Origin of the sequence: Hansschlegelia beijingensis (assembly GCF_014196425.1) — a bacterium.
In the GTDB taxonomy this organism is placed as follows: domain Bacteria; phylum Pseudomonadota; class Alphaproteobacteria; order Rhizobiales; family Methylopilaceae; genus Methylopila; species Methylopila beijingensis.
The window spans coordinates 261,149-283,554 of record NZ_JACIDR010000001.1 but is presented as its reverse complement, the minus strand read 5'-3'; the positions used below and the strand labels follow the sequence as shown (position 1 = coordinate 283,554).

Annotated in this window: 16 protein-coding genes; 8 read left to right on the top strand and 8 right to left on the bottom strand. The window is 69.2% G+C overall.

Going from position 1 to position 22,406, the window contains the following annotated elements; genetic code table 11:
• Positions 1 to 2: 2 nt before the first annotated feature.
• From GGR24_RS01305 to GGR24_RS01270, 8 genes are all read left to right on the top strand, one after another.
• Positions 3 to 1,451, top strand: coding sequence for a CehA/McbA family metallohydrolase (locus tag GGR24_RS01305; protein ID WP_183393489.1), 1,449 nt, complete (start codon positions 3 to 5; stop codon positions 1,449 to 1,451).
• Positions 1,452 to 1,862: 411 nt separating this feature from the next.
• Positions 1,863 to 4,472, top strand: coding sequence for a CehA/McbA family metallohydrolase (locus tag GGR24_RS01300; RefSeq protein WP_183393488.1), 2,610 nt, complete (start codon positions 1,863 to 1,865; stop codon positions 4,470 to 4,472).
• A gap of 82 nt (positions 4,473 to 4,554) precedes the next feature.
• The gene (locus tag GGR24_RS01295) at positions 4,555 to 5,520 is read left to right on the top strand and encodes a nuclear transport factor 2 family protein (RefSeq protein WP_183393487.1); all 966 of its coding nucleotides are present in this window, start codon (positions 4,555 to 4,557) and stop codon (positions 5,518 to 5,520) included.
• Positions 5,517 to 6,308: a hypothetical protein gene (locus GGR24_RS01290; protein ID WP_183393486.1), complete on the top strand. Its 792-nt coding sequence runs from the start codon at positions 5,517 to 5,519 to the stop codon at positions 6,306 to 6,308. Before GGR24_RS01295 ends, GGR24_RS01290 begins: the two co-directional genes overlap by 4 nt.
• Before the next feature lie 5 nt (positions 6,309 to 6,313).
• Positions 6,314 to 7,300 carry an AAA family ATPase gene (locus tag GGR24_RS01285; RefSeq protein WP_428978210.1) on the top strand — a complete coding sequence of 329 codons (987 nt, stop codon included), beginning with the start codon at positions 6,314 to 6,316 and terminating at the stop codon, positions 7,298 to 7,300.
• On the top strand, positions 7,297 to 9,171 hold the full coding sequence (locus GGR24_RS01280) for a cobaltochelatase CobT-related protein (protein WP_183393484.1): 1,875 nt from the start codon (positions 7,297 to 7,299) through the stop codon (positions 9,169 to 9,171). The genes GGR24_RS01285 and GGR24_RS01280 overlap by 4 nt, the downstream gene beginning before the upstream one ends.
• 38 nt (positions 9,172 to 9,209) lie before the next feature.
• Positions 9,210 to 9,716 carry a DUF1775 domain-containing protein gene (locus tag GGR24_RS01275; protein ID WP_183393483.1) on the top strand — a complete coding sequence of 169 codons (507 nt, stop codon included), beginning with the start codon at positions 9,210 to 9,212 and terminating at the stop codon, positions 9,714 to 9,716.
• Entirely contained in the window at positions 9,713 to 11,302 is a 1,590-nt protein-coding gene (locus GGR24_RS01270; protein WP_183393482.1) for a copper resistance CopC/CopD family protein, read from the top strand. The genes GGR24_RS01275 and GGR24_RS01270 overlap by 4 nt, the downstream gene beginning before the upstream one ends.
• On the opposite strand, the gene GGR24_RS01265 is transcribed toward GGR24_RS01270, so the two are convergent.
• The 8 genes from GGR24_RS01265 to GGR24_RS01230 all read right to left on the bottom strand — a co-directional run bounded on the left by GGR24_RS01265 (position 11,295) and on the right by GGR24_RS01230 (position 22,261).
• Positions 11,295 to 12,134 (bottom strand): MOSC domain-containing protein, encoded by an 840-nt coding sequence (locus tag GGR24_RS01265; protein ID WP_183393481.1) that lies wholly within the window; start codon positions 12,132 to 12,134, stop codon positions 11,295 to 11,297. The two genes, GGR24_RS01270 and GGR24_RS01265, sit on opposite strands and share 8 nt — an antisense overlap.
• Positions 12,135 to 12,367: 233 nt before the next feature.
• A complete protein-coding gene (gene urtE, locus GGR24_RS01260; RefSeq protein ID WP_183393480.1) occupies positions 12,368 to 13,063 on the bottom strand; it encodes an urea ABC transporter ATP-binding subunit UrtE in 696 nt (231 codons plus the stop codon).
• Entirely contained in the window at positions 13,063 to 13,812 is a 750-nt protein-coding gene (gene urtD, locus GGR24_RS01255; protein ID WP_183393479.1) for an urea ABC transporter ATP-binding protein UrtD, read from the bottom strand. Before urtD ends, urtE begins: the two co-directional genes overlap by 1 nt.
• A gap of 7 nt (positions 13,813 to 13,819) precedes the next feature.
• On the bottom strand, positions 13,820 to 14,968 hold the full coding sequence (urtC, locus tag GGR24_RS01250; protein ID WP_183393478.1) for an urea ABC transporter permease subunit UrtC: 1,149 nt from the start codon (positions 14,966 to 14,968) through the stop codon (positions 13,820 to 13,822).
• Between the two features lies 1 nt (position 14,969).
• Positions 14,970 to 15,863, bottom strand: coding sequence for an urea ABC transporter permease subunit UrtB (gene urtB / locus GGR24_RS01245; RefSeq protein ID WP_183393477.1), 894 nt, complete (start codon positions 15,861 to 15,863; stop codon positions 14,970 to 14,972).
• A gap of 61 nt (positions 15,864 to 15,924) precedes the next feature.
• Positions 15,925 to 17,169, bottom strand: coding sequence for a transporter substrate-binding domain-containing protein (locus GGR24_RS01240; RefSeq protein ID WP_183393476.1), 1,245 nt, complete (start codon positions 17,167 to 17,169; stop codon positions 15,925 to 15,927).
• A gap of 992 nt (positions 17,170 to 18,161) precedes the next feature.
• A complete protein-coding gene (locus GGR24_RS01235; protein WP_183393475.1) occupies positions 18,162 to 20,174 on the bottom strand; it encodes a hydantoinase B/oxoprolinase family protein in 2,013 nt (670 codons plus the stop codon).
• A 29-nt stretch (positions 20,175 to 20,203) separates the two neighbouring features.
• The gene (locus GGR24_RS01230; RefSeq protein WP_183393474.1) at positions 20,204 to 22,261 is read right to left on the bottom strand and encodes a hydantoinase/oxoprolinase family protein; all 2,058 of its coding nucleotides are present in this window, start codon (positions 22,259 to 22,261) and stop codon (positions 20,204 to 20,206) included.
• Positions 22,262 to 22,406 lie beyond the last annotated feature (145 nt).

Sequence of the window (22,406 nt, the reverse complement as noted above, 5' to 3'; positions counted from 1 at the left end):
GCATGCTCGGGGCCGCCAAAGCGCGCCTGTACCGGCGGCTCGCCACGGCGGTGAAGGCGGCCGCAGCGGCGATCATCGTCGTCGCCGGAAGCTATCAGGCGCTGTTCGGCAGCCCCTGGACCGCGCCGGCCCTCGGCGAGCTCCGAGCCCTGCTCTCCCTGACCTTCGACGGCGGCAGCCAGTTCCGCGTCTCCTGGGGCCCCGCGGCCCCGGAGGGCGGGGCTGCGCCGGCGACGCAGGACGTCGCGCGACCGCCGGTGAGCGCAGCCGGCGCGCAGCCGGCGGCCCCCGCCGCGGCGGCGCCCGCCACCGCCTCGTCTCCCGCGAATGCGGCCCCTGGCGGCGACGTGGCGCAGGACGCCCCCCGCCGTCAGGCGCTCGCCCTGTGCGCGCTCGCCGGCCGCGGCCCCGGCCAGGGCTCGGAGATCGTCTCGCGCGCCACCTTGCGCGGGACGTTCGGGGGCGTGATCGACGGCTATGGCGTGCGCGACCCGAGCCTCATCCGCACGTCGGCCGACGCCGACGCGGCCGGCTACGCCCTGCCCCTGCTGGCCTCGATCCGGAGCCAGGGCGGACTGGCGGGCTTCACGCCGGAGCCCGGTCCCGCGCAGGCCGGCCTTGAGCGGCTGCCGAACACGGCCAACGCGGTGAGCCCCGGAGCCGGCACCTTCGCGCTCGGCCTCGCCCATGACGCTCTCGACGTGCTCGACGTCGGCCGCGGCTCGTTCGTCGCGGAGCTGAACCCCTGGTATCACAGCCTCAACGCCGGCATGCGGGCCAACATCGTCGGCGGCCTGCGCTGCGACGCGACCGAGGGCGTGGAGGCCGCGACCCCGACGCTTGCGTCGCTCGGCGCCGCGCCGGCCTCCGTCCGCGAGCGCTTCGACGCCCACAACCTCTATGTCTCGGACGGCCGCAGCGCGCTGGTGGCGTTCACGGTGGCGGGGAAGAGCCCGGACCGCCGCTCCGGCGCGGAGGTGAAGCTCGAAGCGCCGGGCGTCGTCCGGATCGACGCCACGCTCGCGGCGGAGTTGAAGGGCGCCTCCGCCGCGTCGGCCGCGCCCGGCTGGGACATCGAACGCGCCCGCTACGGCTCCACCCGGTCGGTGACGGTCGAGATCGTCGTCAATGGCCGCGTGGCGGCGAGCAAACCCGTCCCGGCCGACGGCACGCTGCAGAACCTCACGTTCGCGATCCCGATCGAGCGCAGCAGCTGGATCGCGCTGCGCCTGATGGGCGCCGGGCACTCGAATCCCGTCTTCGTGCTTGTCGACAACAAGCCGGTCCGGGCGTCCCGCGCCAGCGTGGAGTGGAGCCAGCGCGCCCTGCTCCAGGCCTATGACGCGGAAAGCTCCCGATGGAGCCCGGACGACGCGCCGGTGGCCGCCGCAGCCTTCCAGTACGCCTACGAGATCTACGGCGGAATCCTCAACGAAACCGAGACGCCCTGACGGCGCAAAGTTCCGCTCGTGCGGACGGATCGCGTCATGCAGGAGCGAGGACGAGGCGCGTCATCTCGTGACGGGCGTCCTTGAACCACGCTCCGGCTCGCGGGCTTAAGAAACTCGCTCGCCAAAACCGCACATTGCGCCGTCTATATTTTACACCCTCCCGTTTTATTGCTTGCCGCCGCGCCTCTTCTGCTCAGGTCGGAGGCGCCCCCGAGGCGCCCCCCGCCCCCGCCGCCGGAAAGCCACTGGCCTCAAGCGTTCCGCCCCGGGGACGGACCGCGTGGCTCGCCTCGCCGCGCCGCGCCGATCGGGCGCCCTGAAGGCCCCGGCGACCGCGTGGCACGGACTCTGCTTTTGCAGTGCAGCAGGCGAGGGCGCGCCGTGGCTTCCGAGGCTTTGGCAGGAGATGAGATGATCAGGCGTTCTTCGGGAATGCGCGCCGTCGCGTCGCGCGTGACTTGCGTCGGCCTGGTGGCGGCGCCCTTGCTGTTTGCTCCAGCCGCGTCCGAGATCGCGCTGGGGCAGCCCTTCCAGTCCGCAAGCGCGCTGTCGCCCCTCGTCAGCGGGATCGCGAAGCAGCCGCTGATGGTCCAGGTCGATCACCTGCTGCAGGCCATGGCCTTCGTCGGGCGCCCGATCGCCGACGCCGATCGCGACGCGCTCTACAAGGCGGGCCAGCTGCCGGACGACCAGGCCGTCGCGGCCCTCCAGCAGATCCTCGACCGCTACGCCATCGCCCGCGTCGACATCGATCCGCTGCGCAAGGTGACGGTGCTGCCGGTGACCGGCTCGGCCGAAGGCCTCACCAAGGACGGCTGGACGACCTTCCTGGTCAAGATCTCGAACCGCGCCGGCGCGACCGACGCTCTCGACGTCGACAGTCCGCAGGCGGCGATGCCCTACGACTTCACCCGCATGCAGGTCGAGCGCAGCGTCTATGACGACCAGTTCACCGACGTCATGCTGGAGCACGTGTTCCACACCGGCGTGACCTGGGGCACCTGGGGCGGCGGCTATCCGTACAAGCAGCCGCCGCAGCCGGAGCAGACCGGGGTCTGGCCGCAGCACGGCGACCTGTCCTTCGTGCCGACCAAGGACCGGTGGGCGGCCGTCAGCCTGTTCCAGGGCGCGCCGATGCAGAAGACGCTGTCGGGCTTCCCGCTCGAATACGCGATCCTTCAGGTCTACAGCCGCGACGAAGGCCTGAAGTCGATGACGATGTCCTTCAATGTCGGGAGCCTGCGCTCGAGCGGCACAGGATCCGCGCCCTACGCGCCCGGCAATCCCGGCATGCGCGGCGAGGCGCAGTTCAGCTTCAACGTCGCCAAGGCGGTGCCGGTGACGCTGCGCGTGCTCGACGAGAACGGGCAGCCCACAGCGGCCCGCTTCACGATCCGCGACAAGCTCGGCCGGGTCTATCCCTACCGCTCGAAGCGCTACGTCCCGGACCTGTTCTTCCAGAACCAGATCTATCGCTATGACGGCGAGACCGTCGACCTTCCGGCCGGCGAATACACGGTCGAGACCGGCCGCGGCCCGCAATACGAGAAGTACAGCCGGACCATAACGGTCAAGGCCGACGCGCCCTCGACCGAGACGTTCAAATACAGGCGCTGGGTCAACCCGCGGGCGCTCGGCTACCAGAGCCTGGACAAGCACGTCCACACCGCCGGCTGCCTGCACTACAACGACCCCACCTACGGCATCGAGCCGAAGGACATGCTGCGCTACTCGACCGGCGAGGACCTCGACGTCGCCGACATCCTGATCTGGGGCCCGAACTGGTACTACCAGAAGGCCAAGTACTTCACCGGCCAGCCCGATCCGATCTCGACGCCGAACAACGTCGTCACCCACAACCTCGAAGTCTCGCAGTTCCCGAGCAGCGCCGGCGGACACACCTCCGGCCACGGCATCCGCGACATCGACTATCCGGGCGCCAAGAAGATCGAGGACTGGCCGAGCTACACGCTTCCCGTCCTCAAATGGATGCAGTCGCAGGGCGCCCTGTCCAGCTATACGCACTCCGGCTTCGGCCTCGACGTGCAGTCGGCGGATCTTCCGAACTACATCACGCCGCCGATGGACAGCATCGGGGCCAACGAATACATCATGACGGTGGCGCATGGCGCGACGGATCTGCTCGGCGTCGGCAACACCAACTTCATCTCCGAACTGAACATCTGGTATCACACGCTCAACGCCGGCTACCGGGCGCAGATCGCGGGCGAGACGGACTGGCCCTGCATCAACGGCGAGAATGTCGGCCGCGGCCGCTCCTACGCCAAGATCCCCAACCCGCAGGCGGCGGTCACCTATCAGGGCATCCTCGACTCCATCGACGCCGGCGACTCCTACGTCTCCGACGGCCGCAGCCACCTGATGAACTTCAAGGTCAACGGCGATCTGCCGTCCCGGAAGGTCGGCGGCGAGATCAAGCTGCCCGCCGGCTCGACCGTCACCGTCACGGCCGACGTCACGGCGCTCCTGCAGGACGAGCCGGAGACGATCGAGGTGCTCGGCTCGAGCTACCCGATGGAGACCCAGGCGACCGTCTATCACCCCATGCCGGAGCCCAGGAAGCAGCGCATCTCCGAGCTTCCGGTCACGGGCGTGAGCTGGCGCAACATCCCCTGGTGGCACATCGAGCGCGCCCGCATCGGCGACACGCGCAACGTGCTGCTCGAGGTCGTGGTCAACGGCAAGCCGGCAGCGAGCAAGCAGATCGTCGCCGACGGGGAGATCCGGCCGGTCGAGTTCAACATCCCGATCGAGCAGAGCAGCTGGATCGCGCTGCGCATCCTCGGGGCGAGCCACACCAACCCGGCCTTCGTGCTCGTGGACAAGAAGCCGATCCGCGGGTCGAAGGCGAGCGTCGAGTGGATGATCCGGGCGCTCCAGCAGGCCTATGAGGTGAAGCGCAACGGCTGGCGGCCGGAGGACTATGACGAGGCGACCGCCGCCTACGACTACGCCTACCAGTCCTTCAAGAAGATCCTCCACGAGACGTCGGCGCCCTGAGGGAACAGCCGACGTGCGAGAGACGCCATGCGGGGCGGCCTCCGGGCCGCCCCCTCACGACGCCTGCCGGCGGGGAGTTCCGATGCGTCACCGTTTTGCGGCCGCCCTTCTGGGCTGCCTCGCGCTCGCCTGTACGGTCGTCTCGCCCGCAAGCGCCGAAGCGCCCCAGGCGCCCGCCGCGCAGGACGACGCGGCGCTCATCGCCGCTCACAGGACCTTCTGGAGCGCCTATGAGGCCGGCGACCTCTGGCGCATGAGCCAGCTCTGGGCGCGCGACGACGACAGAATCTCGGCGGCGTTCCCCGCCTCGGCGACGCTCTCGGTCGGCTGGGGCAACGTGCAGGAGAGCTTCCGGCGCACCTTCGCGCACAACCGCAACGTCAGGGTCGACGCCAGGCTGCTGCGCAGCGCCCGGGAGGGCGACGTCGCCTGGTTCGTCAGCGCCGTGCGCTACGAGGCGGTCCAGACCCAGACCGGGCAGTTCGTGCTGCTGGACCGCATGTTCACCACCGAGGTCTACAAGCGCCAGAACGGCGAATGGCGGCTCGCGCACTATCACGGGCATTTTCCCGGCTTCCGCACGATGACCGACGATCCCGCGACGATCGTCCTCGCGCCGCCGCCGATCGAGCGCCCGGACGACCCGGTGTGGAAGCTCCATGAGCGCTTCACTGCGGCGTTCTCGGCGCTCGAACTCGGGGCGATGTTCGAGCTGTTCTCGCCGCAGAAGAGCGTCACCGCGCTGCAGCCGACGGCGCCGGTGCCGTTCTTCGGACCGGAGAACGTCATCGCGAGCTGGAAGAAGACTTTCGGCGAGGTCCAGGCCCTGACGATCGAGCCGCTGCAGGTCGTCGTGGAGCAGTCCGGCTCGGTCGCGTGGGTCACGGAGCTCAGCCAGTTCCACATCGCCTTCAAGGCGAAGCCCGACGAGATCCAGCACTTTCACAGCGTGCTCACGACCTACGTACTTCGCAAGGAAGCAGGACAGTGGCAGATCGCGCATTATCACGCGCATTTCGGCTTCGGCTTCGAGGCGCACCAGCATTGAGCGCCGTCGCCCGTCTCCGCGCGCTCGCGCCCGCCATCGTCATGAGCCTGCTCGCCGGAGCGGGCGCCGCTTCGGCGCGCGACCTCGCCGCCCCGCCGCCTCCGGCGGCTCAACTCGCGATCGAGGTCGCCCGCCAGCCGCGGCCGGCGCGCGAACGGCTCGACGCCAATGTGGCGGAGATCCTGAAGGTCATGGCCGAGGCCGGGCGGCCGATCTCCGAGCCCGATCGCGCCGCGCTGGCGGCCACGGCCGCCCTGCCCGACGCCGACGCGGTCGGTCGGATTCAGGAGATCCTGAACGGTTATGCGCTGGCCGAGGTCCATCTCGACGACGAGGCCTGGTTCAGCGTGTCGCCGGGTTCGCGCGACCCCGCGGATCGTCCGCTCGTCCAGTGGCGCTGGAGCACCTTTCTGGTCAAGGTGCACAACGAGGCGCGCGTCACCGGGCCGCTCGAGGTCCGCAGCATCCAGGCGGTGCAGGGCGTGAGCGGCGACGTCGTCGCGCCCCGGCCGTCGAGCGGCGCCTGCGAGGACGAGCCGCATGGCTGGGCGCAATGGTTCAGGCTGCAGATGATCGGCGAGCCCTCGATGCCGGCGCGGCTGCACGGCGCCGAGGTCGAATATCTCGTCGTCCAGCTCTGCAGCCTCGACGCCGGGGACCGCGCGGCGGAGCTCACCTTCTATCTGGGCGGCGGTCAGGTCAGCCAGGGCCATTACGGCGCCGTGAGCCTGCTGTTCCGGCCGACGCCCGAGCCCGGCGCGCCCGGGCCTGCGCCCGTCAGCCAATGACCGCCATGCCGTCGCCAGAGACGATCGCAGCCGACCGGCCGGACAGCGAGGCGACGGCGCGCGAACTGTTCGGGCTCGACAGCGACCTGCGGGCGCCGCGCTTCTCCCAGCGGTCGCGCCTCACCCCCGCGATCGACCCGGACTATCTGTTCGACCCCGAGACCACCCTGTCGATCCTCGCCGGCTTCACGCACAACCGGCGGGTGATGATCACCGGCTTCCACGGCACGGGAAAGTCGACCCATATCGAGCAGGTGGCCGCGCGGCTCAACTGGCCGTGCCTGCGCGTCAACCTCGACGGCCACGTCGGGCGCATCGATCTCGTCGGCCGCGACGCCATCGTGCTGCGCGACGGCAAGCAGGTGACGGAGTTCCGGGAGGGCGTGTTGCCCTGGGCGCTCCAGCGGCCCTGCGCGCTGGTGTTCGACGAGTACGACGCGGGCCGGCCAGAGGTCCTGTTCGTGATCCAGCGGGTGCTGGAGGCGGAAGGCGCGCTGACCCTGCTCGACGACAACCGGGTGATCGAGCCGCATCCGGCGTTCCGGCTGTTCGCGACCGCCAACACCGTCGGTCTCGGCGACGCGACCGGCCTCTATCACGGCGCCCAGCAGATGAACCAGGGCCAGATGGACCGCTGGAACGTCGTCGCCACGCTCGACTACCTGCCGCACGACAAGGAGCTCGCGATCGTGCTCGCCAAGGCGCCCTGGATGCGCGAGGGCGAGGGTCCGGAGACCGTGTCCGCGATGGTGCGCTTTGCGGGCCTGACCCGCACGGCCTTCGCGAATGGCGATCTCAGCGTCCTGATGAGCACGCGCGGGCTGGTCGCCTGGGCGGAGAACGCGCAGATCCTGGGAGACCTCGATTTCGGCTTCCGCGTCACCTTCCTGAACAAGTGCGACCGCGCCGAGCACGGGGCGGTGCGCGAGTTCTTCCAGCGCTGTTTCGACCGCGAGCTCGGAGGCCGGCTCTCCGGTCCGGCGGCCGCATGAGCCTCACCGGATCGTCCGCGGGCGTCCGGGGCGCCGCGACCCAGGATCACCGCACCGGCGCGCGCGCCAAGGGCGACGACCTCGAGGAGGCGATCGCCGTCTGCGCCCGCGCGCTTGGCGCCGGCGCGGAGGTCGCGATTTCCTTCGGCGGCGCGGAGCAGGAGGCCGACCCGGCGGCCGGGCGCGTCACGCGCCGCGCGCCCGACCTGCCGCCGGAGCTGCGCGCAGCCCTGCGCGGGGAGGCCGACCTCGTCGGCCTCTACCGGGCTCATCACGACCCCGCCCGCGTGGGTGCCGCCATGTCCGACCGGGAGGCGCGCGTGCTGCGGGCGCTCGAGCGGGCGCGGATTGAGGCGATCGGCGGCGCGGAGTATCGCGGCGTCGCGCACAATCTCGCCGCCGCCCTCGAGGAGCGGTGCCTGAAGCCGCATTACGCGGAAGCGGCCGGCGAGATCCTGCAGGCGGAGGCGCTCGCCATGCTGCTGCGCGAGCGGCTCGCGCCGGCGGCCCTGCCCGCGCGCCGCTTCGGCTTCGTCGAGGCGCGGCGCGCGGCTCTGTCGGCGGCGCTGGCGACGTATCTGCCCGAGCTCGAAACGGCGTTGCGCGACCAGCGCCGTTTCGCGACCGCCGCGCTCAGGCTGGCGCGCGCGCTGACGCCGGAGACCGAAGGCCTCGCCGAGGGCCTCGTGGACAAGGAGGAGCCGGCCCGCGGCGACCGCGACCCCGGTCCGATCCAGGGCGAGCGGAAGTCCGAGGGTGAGGCGCGCGGGCTGAAATCCGCGACCGAGGAGGCGACCGAGGACGCGCCGCTGTTCGGCCAGCCCGAGGCGACGGAGACGAGCGGCGGCGAGACCGACGCCGCCGCCTTGGCGTCGGTCGAGGACGCCGCCACCCAGGCCGCCCGACCGACAGCCGGCGGCGGAGAGTCCCGGGCGCCGTCGAACTACCGGGTGTTCACCACCGCGTTCGACCGGACGGTCTCGGCCGCGACATTGCTCGCCGAGCTGTCGCCGCCGGAGGAGGACGAAGATCCCGAAGGCTTCGCGGAGCGGCGCCGGGAGGCGGCCCGCCTCGCCGCGCGGCTGCGCCGCTCGCTGATGGCCATGCAGCCGCGCGGGTGGGAGCGCGACCAGGCCGAGGGACTCCTCGACCCCGCCCGTCTCGCGCGGGTGGTGACGGACCCGACTTCCGGCCGCTTCTTCCGGCAGGAGAAGAACGAGCCTTTCGCCGACACGGTCGTGACCCTGCTGCTCGACAATTCAAGCTCCATGCGCGGCGAGCCGCTGAGGATCGTCGCGCTGACGACGGAGCTGATGACGTGGGCGATGGAGAGCGCCGGCGTGCGGGTGGAGGCGCTCGGCTTCACCACCCGGAGCTGGCGCGGCGGTCGCGCCCGCGAGGCCTGGATCGCGGCCGGCCGGCCCGCCGACCCGGGGCGGGTGAGCGAGCTGCTCCACATCGTCTACAAGGCGGCGGACGCGCCTTCGCGCGGCCTGCGGCAGGCGCTGAAGCTGCTTCAGGTTCGCGGCCTGCCGAAGGAGAACGTGGACGACGAGGCGCTCGACTGGGCCTGCCGCCGCCTGATGCGCCGGCCCGAGCGGCGGCGGATCCTGATCATGGTCTCCGACGGCGCCCCGAGCGAGGAGACGACGCTGTCGCTGTCGGCCTATCCGGGGAACTGCCTCGAGGCGCATCTGCGCGAGACGATCGCCGCGATCGAGCGCCGCGGGCTCGTCGAGCTGTTCGCGATCGGGATCGGCTATGACGTCGGCCGCCTCTATCCGCGATCCGTCCGCATCGACTCCGCCGACGGCCTGGCCGGCGCGCTCGCGGCGGAGCTGCCGCGCCTGCTGGCGCGCCCGACGACATGAATGGTAAGCCGCCGGACCGCCAGCAGAAGGAACGGCTCATGACTGCAGTTCGCCGCCTCGGCGCCGCCGCCTTCGCGCTCGTGCTCGGCGCCGCCCCGGCCGCAGCCCATGTGGCGTTCACCGCGCCCGGCGCGGTCGTGGGCGAGGCGCAGGAAAAGACGTTGATGGTCGGCCATGGCTGCGGCGCCGACGATCCGACCGTGACGCTCAGGGTGCGGATGCCGCCCGGCGTGGTGGACGTGGCGCCGACGGCGCCGGCGGGATGGAAGGTCGAGACCGTCACCGGGGCCTACGGGAAGCCGCAGATCTACAAGGGCGCCGAGCTCGCGGGCGGCGTCGTCGAGATTGTCTGGTCAGGGCGGCTCGGGGCCCATACGAAGGGCGCCTTCACCTTCGCCTTCGGCCTCGCGGATGGGCTCAAGCCAGGCGATCGGCTCGTCTTTCCGTCGGTTCAGCAATGCGAGAAGAACGTCATTCGCTGGATCGATCCGTCGGAGGACGGCGAGACGCCGGCGGCGAGCCTGGTGGTCGGCGCGGGTCGTTGAGCCTGCTGCTTCGGATCGCGGCCTTCGCGGTCCTGCTGTGCCTCCTGGGCGGCGCGGCGCAGGCCCACGCCATCCTGCAGACGGCGACCCCTGCGGACGGCGCCTCGCTCGACGCGCCACCGACGCGCGTCGTGCTGACGTTCAGCGAGCCCGTGACGCCGCTCGCCTTTCGACTGCTGCGCCCGGACGGCGAGATCGTCAGGCTGCCCGATCCGCGCGCCGACGGGGCGACGATCGAGGCTCCGCTCGCGCTTGAGGGCGTGACCGGAACCGCGATCCTGAACTGGCGCGTGGCCTCGGCCGACGGCCATCCGGTCGGCGGCAGCATCACCTTCACGATCGGCGCGGGGACCGAGCCGGCGCAGGACCTCGCCTGGAGCACCTATCGGGCGCCGAGCTGGGCCGCGCGCTTCCTCCTGATGGTCGGGCTGTTCGCAAGCGTCGGGGCGATCCTGTTCCGCTACTGGGTGTTCGCAGCCGAACGGCGCGGCGACATGCGGCTCGCGGCCGGCGCCGCCGGCCTTGGGGCGCTGAGCCTCGCGGCCTTCGTCTACGCGCAGGCGGTCGACGTCAGCGGCCTCGGGGCCTCCGGCCTGCGGGCGTCGGACGTCTGGAACGCATTGCTCGTGAACGGCTTCGGGCTGGGCGCAGGCCTCGCCGGCTGCGCCCTGATCCTCGCGCTGGTCTGCGCGACGGGAGGCGTCAGCGGAGCCGCCGGGCGCTGGCTGTCCGCCGCCGCGGCGGCGGCCGTCGTGGCGGCCTTCGTCGCCTACGGACATGCGCGCGCCGCGGAGCCCGCATGGCTGATGCAGCCTGCGATCGCGCTTCACGTCGCGGCGGTTCTGCTCTGGCTCGGCTCCTTCGCTCCGCTGCTCAACGCGCTGCGCTCCTCCCCCGGGGAAGGCGCGACCGCCCTCGCCCGCTTCTCGGCGCCGATCTTCGTCACCTCGGCGGTGCTGCTGCTCACCGGCTTCGTGATGGCGTGGGCGCAGCTCGGCGCCGTCTCGGAGCTCTGGAGCAGCGCCTACGGGGTCGTGCTGCTCGCCAAGCTCGCGCTCGTCGCGCCGATGTTCGCGCTCGGCGCCGTCAACCGTTTCGCCCTGGCGCGCGGGGTGGCGGCGGGCCGCCCCGCCGCGATCCGGCGGCTGCGCAGGACGATCGCCGCCGAGCTGCTGTTGGGCGTGCTGACGCTCGGCGTCGTCGGCCTGTGGCGCTTCACGCCGCCGCCGCGCAGCATGGAGGCCGTGACCGTCACCGTGAACGGACTGCAGTTCCACGCCCACGGCGTGCGCGCGATGGCGAACCTGGAGCTGAGCCCCGCCCGCGTCGGCCGCTCCAAAGCGACGGTGAACGTTCTCAACGTCGACGCCACGCCGCTCGCGGCCAGGGAGGTCACCGTCGTCCTGCTCGATCCGCTCGGGCGATTGGAGCCGATCCGCCGTCCGGCGCGCAGGCTCACCGACGCGAGCTGGGTGGTGGACGAGGTCAGCATTCCGTCGCCCGGCCGCTGGACGGTGCGGGTCGACATCCTGATCTCGGATTTCGAACAGGCGACGGTGAGGACCTCCGTCAACGTGGTCAGATGAGGACGCTGACGGGATCGCCCACCCTCACCCGACCGGGAGCGGCCGGCGCCGCGAAGGCGCCGAGGCACGGATAGAGGCCGGGGCCGAAGTCCGGCAGTTCGATGCGGTTGAGCTCGAGCACGGCCGTCAGCGCGCCCGGCGCCCTGCCGAGCGCCCCTTGAGCGAGCATCGGCACCGAGCAGCGCGGGGTGGGGCAGATGATCTTCAGCGCCGCGCCGCCGATCTGGATCTCGCCGCCCGTCCAGCCGTTCTCGGCGAAGGCCGGCGCGTCCGGACAGTCGATCACGAGGTTCGGCCGATAGCGTTCGGCCGTCACCGTGTCGTCGCCGCACGCTTGGCGGATGCGATCGAGGCTCGCGCGCGTCAGCACATGGATCGGGGCGTAGTCGAAGAAGCCGCCGTCAGGCGCCGCCTGCGCGATCGGCAGATCGGTCATGCCGACCGCCTCCCCCTCGCCCGCCGCCAGCACCTCCTCGGGCACGGAGCGGTCGAGGCTCTGGCTGCTCCGCCGGAGAGCGGAGAGCCGGACCTTGCGGCCGAGAAACTCGGAGAAGAGCTGATCGATTCCGGCCCCGCCGAGCGGCTCCGGGTCACGGGCCGGAAAGCGCACCCGAAGCTCTCCGTCCGGCGCGGTCTCGGCGCCGACCTCAAGCAGCCGCCGCCAGAGCTGCGGGCGCTTCGCGCTGGCGACCTTGCCGGTTTCGACGTCGACCAGCGCGTAGGCCCTGTCCCCCTCGACGCCCGCCGGGCCGATCGCGGCGGCGCCGAGGCTCTCCCCGAGCAGGGATTTCACCGGGTGACGCCAGATCGCCTCGAGACGTCCTGTGATCATTTGCGCGCCTTTGCTCCGACGGGAAGAGAGAACGAACGGCGCCCCCGGGGGCGTCCGGGGGGCGCCGCCGTTCAGCCGCCCGAAAGGGGCTCCCGAGGCGGATCGCCGGCGCTCCGACGATCCACGGTTTCGGATTGACCCTTGGGGCGGGAAGGCGGGCCGGTCCACGCGCCGCGGCCCCCTCGGCCGGCCGCGCTTTTCGGGAGAGGCGCCGGTGAAGCGGGCCGGCGGCCTCAGACGGCGAGGTGGCGGTGGATGAGGTCGTCCGTCAGGTCGCTCATCCGGCCCGAGGCCACGATCCGGCCCTTCTCCATCATCACGAAGTTGTCTCCCGCGCGGCGGGCGAATTCGAGGTTCTGCTCGACAAGGATGATGGTCAGGCCGAGCTCCTTGTTGAGCCGGATGATGATGTTCTCGATCTCCTCGACGATGTTGGGCTGGATGCCCTCGGTCGGCTCGTCGAGCAGCAGGATGCTGGGCTTGGCCGCGAGCGCCCGCGCGATGGCGAGCTGCTGCTGCTGCCCGCCCGACAGCAGCCCGCCGTGCCGGTTCATGTTGTCCCGCAGATAGGGGAACAGCTCGCCGACCAGCGGCGGCACTTCGCGCTCGCCCGGAGGGGCCGCGAAGGCGCCCATCAGGATGTTCTCGCGCACCGTGAAGTCGGGAACGATCTCGCGTCCCTGCGGCACATAGGCGATGCCGGCGCGCGCGCGCCGGAAGGTCGGCTCCGTCCCGAGCGGCTTGCCGTCCAGGGTGATCTGCCCCGACATCCTGTCGGTCAGGCCCATGATGGTCTTCAGGAAGGTGGTCTTGCCGACCCCGTTCCTCCCGAGCACGGCGGTGATCTCGCCGGTCGGGATGTCGGCCGTGACGCGATGCAGGATCTGGCTGCGCGCGTAGTAGCTGTCGATGTTGGCGACGCTCAGCATCACATGATCCCCTTCGAGCCGAGATAGGCCTGCTTCACCCGCTCGTCCTTCTCGATGGTCTTGATGTCGCCCTCGGCGAGCACCTGGCCGAGATGCATCACGGTGATCCGCCGGGCGACCTCGCGCACGAAGGCCATGTCGTGCTCGACGACGATGATCGTGTGCTTGCCGCGCAGCGCGTTGAGGATCTCGGTGGTCTTGTGGGTCTCGGCCTGCGTCATGCCGGCGGTCGGCTCGTCGAGCAGCAGGATCTTCGGGTTCTGGGTGATCAGCATGCCGAGCTCGAGCCATTGGGTCTGGCCGTGGCTGAGGCCGCCGGCGAGACGATCCGCCTGCGGCCCGAGTCCGGTCAGTTCCAGGGCCTCCTCGACCCGCCGCTTGCTCGCGGCGGTCTGGCGAAGCGAGAGGTTCGAGAACACGCCCGGCGTCTCGAAGCTCGCGACCTCGAGGTTCCGCCGCACCGAGAGCTCCCGGAAGACGCTCGGGATCTGGAACTTGCGGCCGATCCCGGCGCGCGCGATCTGGTGCTCCTGCCAGTGCGTGATGTCGGTGTCGTAGAGGAAGACCCGGCCGGAGGTGTTCCGGGTCTTGCCGCTGATCAGGTCCATCAGCGTGGTCTTGCCGGCGCCGTTGGCGCCGAGCACGACCCGCAGTTCTCCCTCTTCGATGATGATCGAGACGCCGTCGACGGCTTTGAAGCCCGCGAAGGCGACGCCGAGTCCGTCCAGGGTCAGGGCTGCGACAGTCATTGCTCGATCACTCCGCAGGCTGGTGCTGGCTGTCGGCCTGCCGCAGACGGGCGGCGCGGCCGCTGAAACGCTCCAGCGCCCGGTCCGTCACGGAGCTCGCGAGGCCGGCGATGCCCTGCGGCATGAACAGCACGACAAGGACGAAGATCAGGCCGATGATGACCTTCCACGCCTCGACCAGCGCAGGGGTCTCGCTCACCGAAGTCTCGATCACGTTGATCAGCAGCGCGCCGATGCAGGCGCCGATCAGCGAGCCCCGGCCGCCCACGGCCGCCCACACCACCATGGTGATCGAGAAGGACAGCTCCATGAAGGAGGGCGAGGCGAACTCCGCGACGATGACGTAGAGCATGCCCGCATAGCCGGCGATCAGGGCCGACGCGCAGAAGAAGAACACCTGGAAGGACGACACCTCGAAGCCGAGGTAGCGCGCGCGGTTGTAGTCGTCGCGGATCGCCTGGAGGATCATGCCGCTGCGCGTCTCGGTCAGCAGCCGGCCGAGGATGAGCGTGACCGAAAGCGAGATCGCGACGAGGTAGTAGGTCGTGGCGCTGTACGGGTCGAACTCGGTCTCGCCGATGGTCAGCACGCCGAGGTCGGTGAGACCGTTCCAGCCATTGGTGAGCGGCTGGGCGTCCACGATCAGCAGGCGGACCAGCAGCACGCAGGCGAGCGTGATCACCGACACGAAGACGCCGGCGATCCGCTTGCGGAACACCACCGTGCCGAGGCCGAACGCCACCAGAGTGGGCAGCGCCATCCCCATCAGGATGCCGAACCAGTGGCTCTGGAACGGGATCCACAGCCATGAGCCGCCATTGATGCAGCAGAGGTCGGTCTTGGAGCCCGGCTCCGCGTTCCACAGCATGAAGTCCGGCACGGGCGTATCGGAGCCCTGCGCCATGCTGGTCGGGCTCGCGAGCTTCAGCGACATGCCGAGCATGTAAGCCCCGAGGCCGAAGAACAGCCCCTGGCCGAGATTGAGGATGCCCGCATAGCCCCACGACAGCGCGATGGCGACGCCAAGCATTCCGAAGACGAGGAACTTGGCGAGCCGGTTGAGCGCGAACTCCTCCAGGAACATCGGGGCGAGCAGGATGCAGGCGATGAATATGAGGTAGACGGCCAGATTCAGCCGCAGCTTTGTGGCTTGCATCTCAGCGCCTCTTGTAAGCGAACAGCCCGTTGGGCTTCAGCACGATGGTCAGGATGACGACCGCGAACACCACCGCGCGGGCGATGACGTCGTTGTGGCCCCACGCCACGAGCGCGTTGACCTGTCCGAGCAGCCCGGCCGCCAGGATGCTGCCGATCAGGCTGCCGATGCCGCCGACCACGACGACCAGGAAGCCGTCGACCACCATCGGCGTGCTCATGTCGGGGAAGACGGTCTTGAAGCCGGCCATCAGGACGCCCGCCACGCCCGCGAGCCCGGAGCCGAACGCGAAGGTCAGCGCGTTGACGCGCTTCACGTCGATGCCGCAGGCGGCCGCCATCCTGGCGTTGCGGATGATGGCGCGCACCTGCATGCCGACGCTGGTCTTGTACATGATGAACCAGGTCACGCCGGTCATGAGGGCGCAGACCAGGATCATGAAGACGCGGTACTTGTTGAACTCAGCCCCGAAGATATTGATCGTTCCCGCCAATACGTCGGGGATGGACATGTTCTGCAGGCCCGGCCCGAGCCCCTGGATGTGGATCCCGAAGAAGGACAGGCCGAACTCCAGCCGGATCATCTGCTGGATCAGGATCGCCACGCCCCATGTGGCGAGCAGGGTGTCGAGCAATCGGCCATAGAGGCGGCGGATGATCAGGCGCTCGATGAGCAGCCCCACGAGGGCCGTGACCACGAAGGCGATCGGCAGCGACCACCAGATCCCCAGACCGAGCCAGGTCGACGTCATCACCGTCGTATAGGCCCCGAGCATCACCATCTCGCCATGGGCCATGTTGATGACCCCCATGGCGCCGTAGGTGATCGCGAGTCCAAGCGCGACCAGCAGAAGCACCGAGCCGACGCTTAGACCGATGAATAACGTGTCTACCATGAACCTGACCTCGATTGATGCTTGCGACCGGCCGCCATGGCGACCGGTCGTCAGGGCTTGATCAGAGCTTCAGCTTGGAGCTGTCGAGGCCGCTCTCTTTGCAGAACAGGTTGTCGGCGGTCTCGCCATAGGCCGCATAGGGCAGCGGCCGCAGCGGCTCCTTGTACTCGTCGACGATCTTGCCCTGGCCGTCCGCCCCCCACTGGGCGATGCGCGGCGTCAGGTAGGTGTGGAGGTTCTCGCCATCGATCTTCACGCGGCCGATCGGGGCGTCCATCTCCTGCCCCTTGAAGGCGTCCCGGATGGCGAGCGGCTCGAGTTCGCCGGCCTTCTCGCAGGCCTGCTTCCAGAGGAACACGCCCATATAGGCCGACTGCAGCGGGCTGTGCGTCACCGCCTTGGGATCGTTGACGAACTTCCGGTAGCGCTCGATGAAGCTCTTGTTGGCGTCGGTGTCGATCGCCATCAGATACGGGAAGGACGAGTAGCTGCCGGCGGCGTATTCCGGGCCCATCGCGGCGATCTCGATCTCCGAGGTCACCGAGGCGCAGATCGGGATCTTGTCCTGCGAAAGACCCTGGTTCTTGAACTCGCGGTAGAACGCCACGATCGAGTCGCCGACCACGTTGGAGATGACGGCGTCGCAGCCCGAGTTCTTGATCTTGTTGACCATCGAACCCCACTCGGAATCGCCGAGCTCGAGATACTCGTCAGCGACGTATTCCCCGCCCTGCTGCTGGATCAGGATCTTGGAGACCTTGGCCATCTCGCGCGGGTAGACGTAGTTCGAACCGACGATGAAGAACTTCTTCTTGCCAAGGGTCTTGGAGATCCAGGGGATGAAGTTCGACAGCTGCTGGTTCGGCACCGCATTGGTGTAGATCACGTTCTTCGAGCACTCGAAGCCCTCGTAGAACGTCGGGTAGACGTAGAGATTCTTGCGCTTCTCGAACACCGGCAGCACCGCCTTGCGGCTGGCCGAGGTGTAGGAGCCGAACACCGTCACGCACTTGTCGCGGATGACGAGCTTGGAGGCCTTTTCATTGTAGGTCTTGGGGTCGGAAGCTCCGTCCTCGACGATCGCCTCGATCTGGCGACCGCCGACGCCGCCGGCCGCGTTCACCTCCGCGATCGCCATCATGGTCGCGTCGCGCAGCGACTTCTCGATGATCGACAGGCCGCCGGTGAGCGAGAACAGCACCCCGACCTTGATCGGACCGGCGGCCTGGGCCGACCTCGTGAAGAAGTAAGGCGCGGCGAGCGAAGCTGCCGAGACGCTGAGCATCGTGCGGCGGGTCATCGACATTGGCATTCTCCCCGTTTGAAGGTCGTGCAATGTCAGCAAGCCGCGTGCCAGTCTCGTTTCTCCGTGTGAACACCATGCAAAACAGCATAATACCTTCGAATACGCCGATTGCATGAAGTATCATCTCGCCACTTTTACGCTAGTTTTCAGTTTTAGGTGCGACTCTATAATGCTCTCCAACAGCAGATCGACTTGCGACACGACGTGACCCGCCGCCCCGGTCTGCTTGCCGTCTCAAGGGCCGATCAATGATGAAGGACAAATCCCGAAGCGGCGGCGCGAGCCCCCTTTCGAGCATGATCTAGACGTTCTTTGTGGCGCAGCGCCTAGCGGTCGTTGCTGCTTTTTTTCGCTTTCGGATGCCCAAGAGGCGCAGTTTTTTGCACCGCAGAAGGGAGCCGATTCTGCGGCGCGCCTCCGAACGCATCAGCCCCAAAGGAGCCTCGCGCGGCGTGCGCGGGCGCCGCACCCGAACGCAGACGCGCTCTGCGGCCATGTCTGCCTCCGAGCTCGATCAAGCGGGCCACGACTGAACAGAAGCCGCCTAGCGCGTAGGCACAAACGTCTGCTTAGGCTTATATTTTTCCAACGCCGCCAAGCGTCGAGCGCGCATCCGACGCGCCAGCCTGTCGGACAAATCGGCGGGGCGCGAACTCAACGACGGACCGCAGCGCGCTCTGATCCGCGCCCCAGCGGGCCCGCCTGGCGTGGCTTCGGTCGATGAGCCGGCTTCGCTCCATTCGAGGCCACGGACAGACCCGGGGGCGCGCCCTCCCCGTCTCTGCGAGAGCCCGTACCGTGCAACGCAACATGCCGCGCAGGTGCGTCAAGCGCATGGGCGGCGGCATGTTGCGCGATTGTACGTCTAGACGAATTGTTTAGGTGACGTATCGGCCGGCGAAGGCGTGCCGGCCGCGCGGGTTCTGGCCGCGCGGCCCGCAGCCGATGACCGAGCCGGCCTCCCGCAGGAGGCCGGCCAGCGCGGCACGCGCTCAGGCGACCTTGAGCGAAACCGTGGCGTCCTCGCCCGGCGAGCGCCGCTTGCCCCAATAGGGCGCCGCGCGGCGCAGAAGCATCGCTCGGAACTGCTCCGTGGTCTTGCGCAGCAACTCCCCCGAGCCCCAGTTGACGATCACCCCGTAGGTCCGGATCAGGTCGAGCATGTCGAGTTCGCCGGCGCGGTATTTCGCCGCGATCTCCTCCGGATCGACCTGCAGCCATTTGAGGCGGTTGGCCCGGATAAAGGCCCGCTTGGCGAGCGTCGCCTCGTGGTCCACGCGGTACTCGGCGAGATCGGCGTCGACCTCCTTCACGACGACGCCGTAGTCGAGCGCGGCCCGCGCGATCGACACATAGCCGTCGGCGACGTCCTCGCAGACGAGTTGCGGATCCCGCTCGAGCGGGTCGCCGAGGCCGCCGCCGCCGGCGGAAGGTCGGCTGACGAGGTCGCCGGACTGCAGCGGTTCGTTGGAGAACAGCGAGCCGAGATACTTCTCGTTCTCCCGGCCCTGGTTCACCCAGACGCCGTGCGGGATCGAGGGCAACCCGCCCCAGAGGCCCCAGGTGATCGAGCGCTCCCGGTCGCAGCAGTAGGACACCACGGTCCGGTCGACATTGGTCAGGATGACGCCCTTCTCGACCCCCATGCCGCCGCGGGATTCCCCCGGTCCGCCGGAGTCGACGCGCAGCTCGTGGCAGGTGGTGAGCACCGGCGCGAGGCGCTCCTGCCCCTCGAAGGGCTGCGTGCCCAGCTGGACGCCGAACACCGGTCCGGTCGCCGCCCATCCGTCGCGCCCGTTGCGGGCGCCCCAGCCGCCGACCATCCAGTCGTACCACATGAAGTATTTGTGGCCCGCCTCGCGCCCGTCCCGCCCGCCGATCAGCAGGTAGTCGAGGTTGAAGGTGCAGGCCATCGCGCGCTCCGGCATCACCTCCGCCCAGAGCTCGAAGATCGAGTTCATGATCTTCTCGAACGGCCCCGAGCAGAAGCCCGCGACCGGCGTCGGCCAGGCGGCGTTGACCACCGAGCCCTCCGGCCCGAGGTCGACGGTCACGACGCGGTAGAAGCCGGAGTTCAGCGGGATCTCCGGGAACTGCATCTTGGTGCCCGCGACGATCGCCGCGAAGGAGCCGCCGAAACAGGCGTTGAGGAAGCTTCTGATCGACTTCGGATGCGACTTCGACAGGTCGTAATGCACCGTGTCGCCGTCGATCGTCATGCGGACCCGGATCGGCACGAGGCCTTCGCCGGCGCCGGGATCGACGTCGATGTAGTCCTCGGTCTCCCACACGCCGTCCGGCAGCGCGTCGATGCGCTGGCGGGTGAGCGTCTCGACATAGTCCTGCACCGCGCCGAACGATGTCTTGATCACGTCGAGCCCGTATTTCTCGACCAGCCGGCAGATCTCCTGCTCCGCGACCTTGGCGGCCTCGGCCTGGGCCTGCATGTCGCCGATGATGTCGGCCGGCGCGCGGGTGTTGGAGGCGATCAGGTTGCAGACGTCGTCCAGGCACCTGCCCTTGCTCCACACCCGGGTGGGCGTGATGCGCAGGCCCTCGGCCATGTGGTCGAGCGCGTTGACGTTGAACGAGCCCGGCACTGCGCCGCCCACGTCGGCCCAGTGGCCGTTGGCCTGCGCGAAGCCCAGCAGTTCGTCCTTGTAGAACATCGGGCGGACGATGCGGGTGTCGTTGAAGTGCGTTCCGCCCTGGTAGACGTCGTTCACGACGAAGACGTCGCCCGGATGGATGTCGTCCTTGAAGGCGTTGATCACCGCCTTCGCCGTGTAGTGCAGCGTGCCGACATGCGCGGCGATGTCGCCGGAGCCCTGCATGATCGTGTCGCCATTGGCGTCGCACAGGGCGGAGGAGAAGTCGCGCGAATAGATGACGAAGGAGTAGCAGGTCCGGAAGATCTGCTCGGCCATCTGGTCGACGATGTTGACGTAGGCGTTCTTGAGAACCTCGAAAGTCACCGGGTCGAGGTCTTGATAGCTGCCAGCCATGACTGTTTTCCCTTGTCGCTTCGCCGGGCTCAGGCCTGCGGGATGCGCATGACGATGGTGAGGAACCGGTCGACCTCGGCGGTGACGCCGGGCGGAACGATGACGGTGGAGTCGAGCTGGTCGATCACCGCCGGGCCCGCGACCTTCATGCCGGCGCGGAGATCGGTGCGGTCGTAGACCGGCGTCTCGACCGCCTCCGGCAGTTCGTCGAAGCGCACCATGCGGGCGCCCGAGGGCTCCGGCCTGGCGTCCACGGGCTCGAACTCGGCGAATTTCGCCTTGGCGGTGACGCCGGTCGCGATGACGCTCAGCCGGTAGATTTCGACCGGCGCGCCAGGGCGCGAGTAATTGTGCTCGCGGCCGTGCTCGTGGTGGAAGGTCGCGATCGCCTCGTCGAGCGAGGTCACGGGCGCCGAGAGCGAAATCGAGAGCGCGCGCCACTGGCCGAGATAGCGCATGTCGATCTTGCGCTGGAACACCATGCGGTCGTCGGTGACGCCTTCCATCTTGAGGCGCTCGCGGCCTTCGCGCTCGAGCGCCTGGAAGGTCTGCTCGACCTCCGCGATGTCCACGTCGTCGGCCTTGGCGAGGTACATCTGCGTGACGTCGTGCTGGATGTCGACGAGCAGGCAACCGAGCGCGGAGGTGACGCCCGGATTCGGCGGCACCAGGACGACCGGGATCGACAGGTCCTTGGCGAGCGCCGCGCCATGGAGCGGGCCTGCGCCGCCGAACGCGACCAGCGCGAAGTCGCGCGGATCATAGCCGCGGCGGATCGACAGCAGCCGCACCGCGTCCGCCATGTTGGCGTTGGCGACCTTGAGGATGGACAGCGCCGCGTCCTCGATCGACATGCCCATCGGCTCGGCGACGCCCTTGCGGATCGCCTCGGTGGCAAGCGCCTTGTCGAGCGAGACCTTGCCGCCGGCGAGCTCGTCGCTGAGCCGGCCGAGCACGACGTTTGCGTCGCAGTTCGTCGGGTTCTCGCCGCCGCGGCCGTAGCAGGCCGGCCCCGGCGTCGAGCCCGCCGACTGCGGGCCGTTGCGCAGCGACTTGGCCGCGTCGATCCAGGCGAGCGACCCGCCGCCGGCGCCGATCGTCAGCACCTCGATCGAGGGGAAGCAGATCGGGTAGCCGTATTCGACGAACCACTCCTTGGTGACCCGCAGCTGGCCGTCGTCGCACAGCGACACGTCCGTCGAGGTGCCGCCCATGTCGAGGCCGATCGAGTTCTTGAAGCCGGCCTGCTCGGCCACGAAACGGCTCGCGATCGCGCCCGCCGCGATGCCGGAGGCCGACAGGCGCGCGGCGAAGTTCTCCGCCATCTTGGCCGTCATCACGCCGCCGCCGGAGTGCAGCAGCAGCACGTCCTCCTTGTAGCCGCCTTCCTTCATGCGGCCCTCGAGCCGCTTGGCGTAGCCGCCCACGACCGGGGCCAGCACCGCGTTGGCGACGGTGGTGGAGAAGCGCTCATGCTCGAAGATCTCGGGCATGATGTCGCTCGAGATCGAGATGGTCGCATCCGGGATCTCGCGGGCGATGACGTCCCGCATCCGGCGCTCGTTTTCCGGATTGACGAAGGCGTTGGCGAAGCAGATCGCCACGGTCTTCACGCCGCGCTTCTTGACGATGCGCGCGAGGTCGGCGGCTTCCGCCTCGTCGAGCGGGGTGACGATCTTGCCGGCGTAGTCCGTCCGCTCCGTGACCACCAGGCGGTCGCGACGGCGGATGTAGGGCTTCGCCATCTCCTTGTAGGTGTCCCAGAGATCGTCGCGGTTGCCGCGCCGGATCTCGATCGTGTCCCGAAAGCCCTTGGTGGTGATCATCACCGCGGGCGGGAAGCGGCGGGTGATCAGCGCGTTGGTGGCGAGCGTGGTGCCGTGCTTGAACAGCAGCAGGTCGTTGAGGTCGACGCCGCCGGCGTCGATGCCCGCCAACACCCCGTCGATCGGGTCAGGCGTGGTGGGCACCTTCGCCACGTGCATCAGGCCGGACTTCTCGTTCAGCACGCAGATGTCCGTGAAGGTGCCGCCTACGTCGCAGGCGACCCGGACCTTCTTGTCGAGGGCGTCTATTTCCGTCGTCATCGATCGCTCTCCATGCGGTCGGCGCCGTCCGCCGCAGCGGCCGGGCGCAGAAACGAAAAAAGCCACCGCCAGCGGTGATGCTGGCGATGGCTTCCTTAGCCGTGACCCGTTCGCGACATCGGTGGCGCGCGCGGATCGATATGTC

Bases quoted from the DNA above. Each gene is read 5' to 3' on its own strand.
- urtD (WP_183393479.1), bottom strand. From the start codon at position 13,812: ATGACTGTCGCAGCCCTGACCCTGGACGGACTCGGCGTCGCCTTCGCG.
- GGR24_RS01240 (WP_183393476.1), bottom strand. From the start codon at position 17,169: ATGTCGATGACCCGCCGCACGATGCTCAGCGTCTCGGCAGCTTCGCTC.
- GGR24_RS01230 (WP_183393474.1), bottom strand. From the start codon at position 22,261: ATGACGACGGAAATAGACGCCCTCGACAAGAAGGTCCGGGTCGCCTGC.
- GGR24_RS01305 (WP_183393489.1), top strand. From the start codon at position 3: ATGCTCGGGGCCGCCAAAGCGCGCCTGTACCGGCGGCTCGCCACGGCG.
- GGR24_RS01285 (WP_428978210.1), top strand. From the start codon at position 6,314: ATGCCGTCGCCAGAGACGATCGCAGCCGACCGGCCGGACAGCGAGGCG.
- urtC (WP_183393478.1), bottom strand. From the start codon at position 14,968: ATGCAAGCCACAAAGCTGCGGCTGAATCTGGCCGTCTACCTCATATTC.
- GGR24_RS01280 (WP_183393484.1), top strand. From the start codon at position 7,297: ATGAGCCTCACCGGATCGTCCGCGGGCGTCCGGGGCGCCGCGACCCAG.
- GGR24_RS01235 (WP_183393475.1), bottom strand. From the start codon at position 20,174: ATGGCTGGCAGCTATCAAGACCTCGACCCGGTGACTTTCGAGGTTCTC.
- GGR24_RS01295 (WP_183393487.1), top strand. From the start codon at position 4,555: ATGCGTCACCGTTTTGCGGCCGCCCTTCTGGGCTGCCTCGCGCTCGCC.
- urtB (WP_183393477.1), bottom strand. From the start codon at position 15,863: ATGGTAGACACGTTATTCATCGGTCTAAGCGTCGGCTCGGTGCTTCTG.
- GGR24_RS01300 (WP_183393488.1), top strand. From the start codon at position 1,863: ATGATCAGGCGTTCTTCGGGAATGCGCGCCGTCGCGTCGCGCGTGACT.
- GGR24_RS01275 (WP_183393483.1), top strand. From the start codon at position 9,210: ATGACTGCAGTTCGCCGCCTCGGCGCCGCCGCCTTCGCGCTCGTGCTC.
- GGR24_RS01265 (WP_183393481.1), bottom strand. From the start codon at position 12,134: ATGATCACAGGACGTCTCGAGGCGATCTGGCGTCACCCGGTGAAATCC.
- urtE (WP_183393480.1), bottom strand. From the start codon at position 13,063: ATGCTGAGCGTCGCCAACATCGACAGCTACTACGCGCGCAGCCAGATC.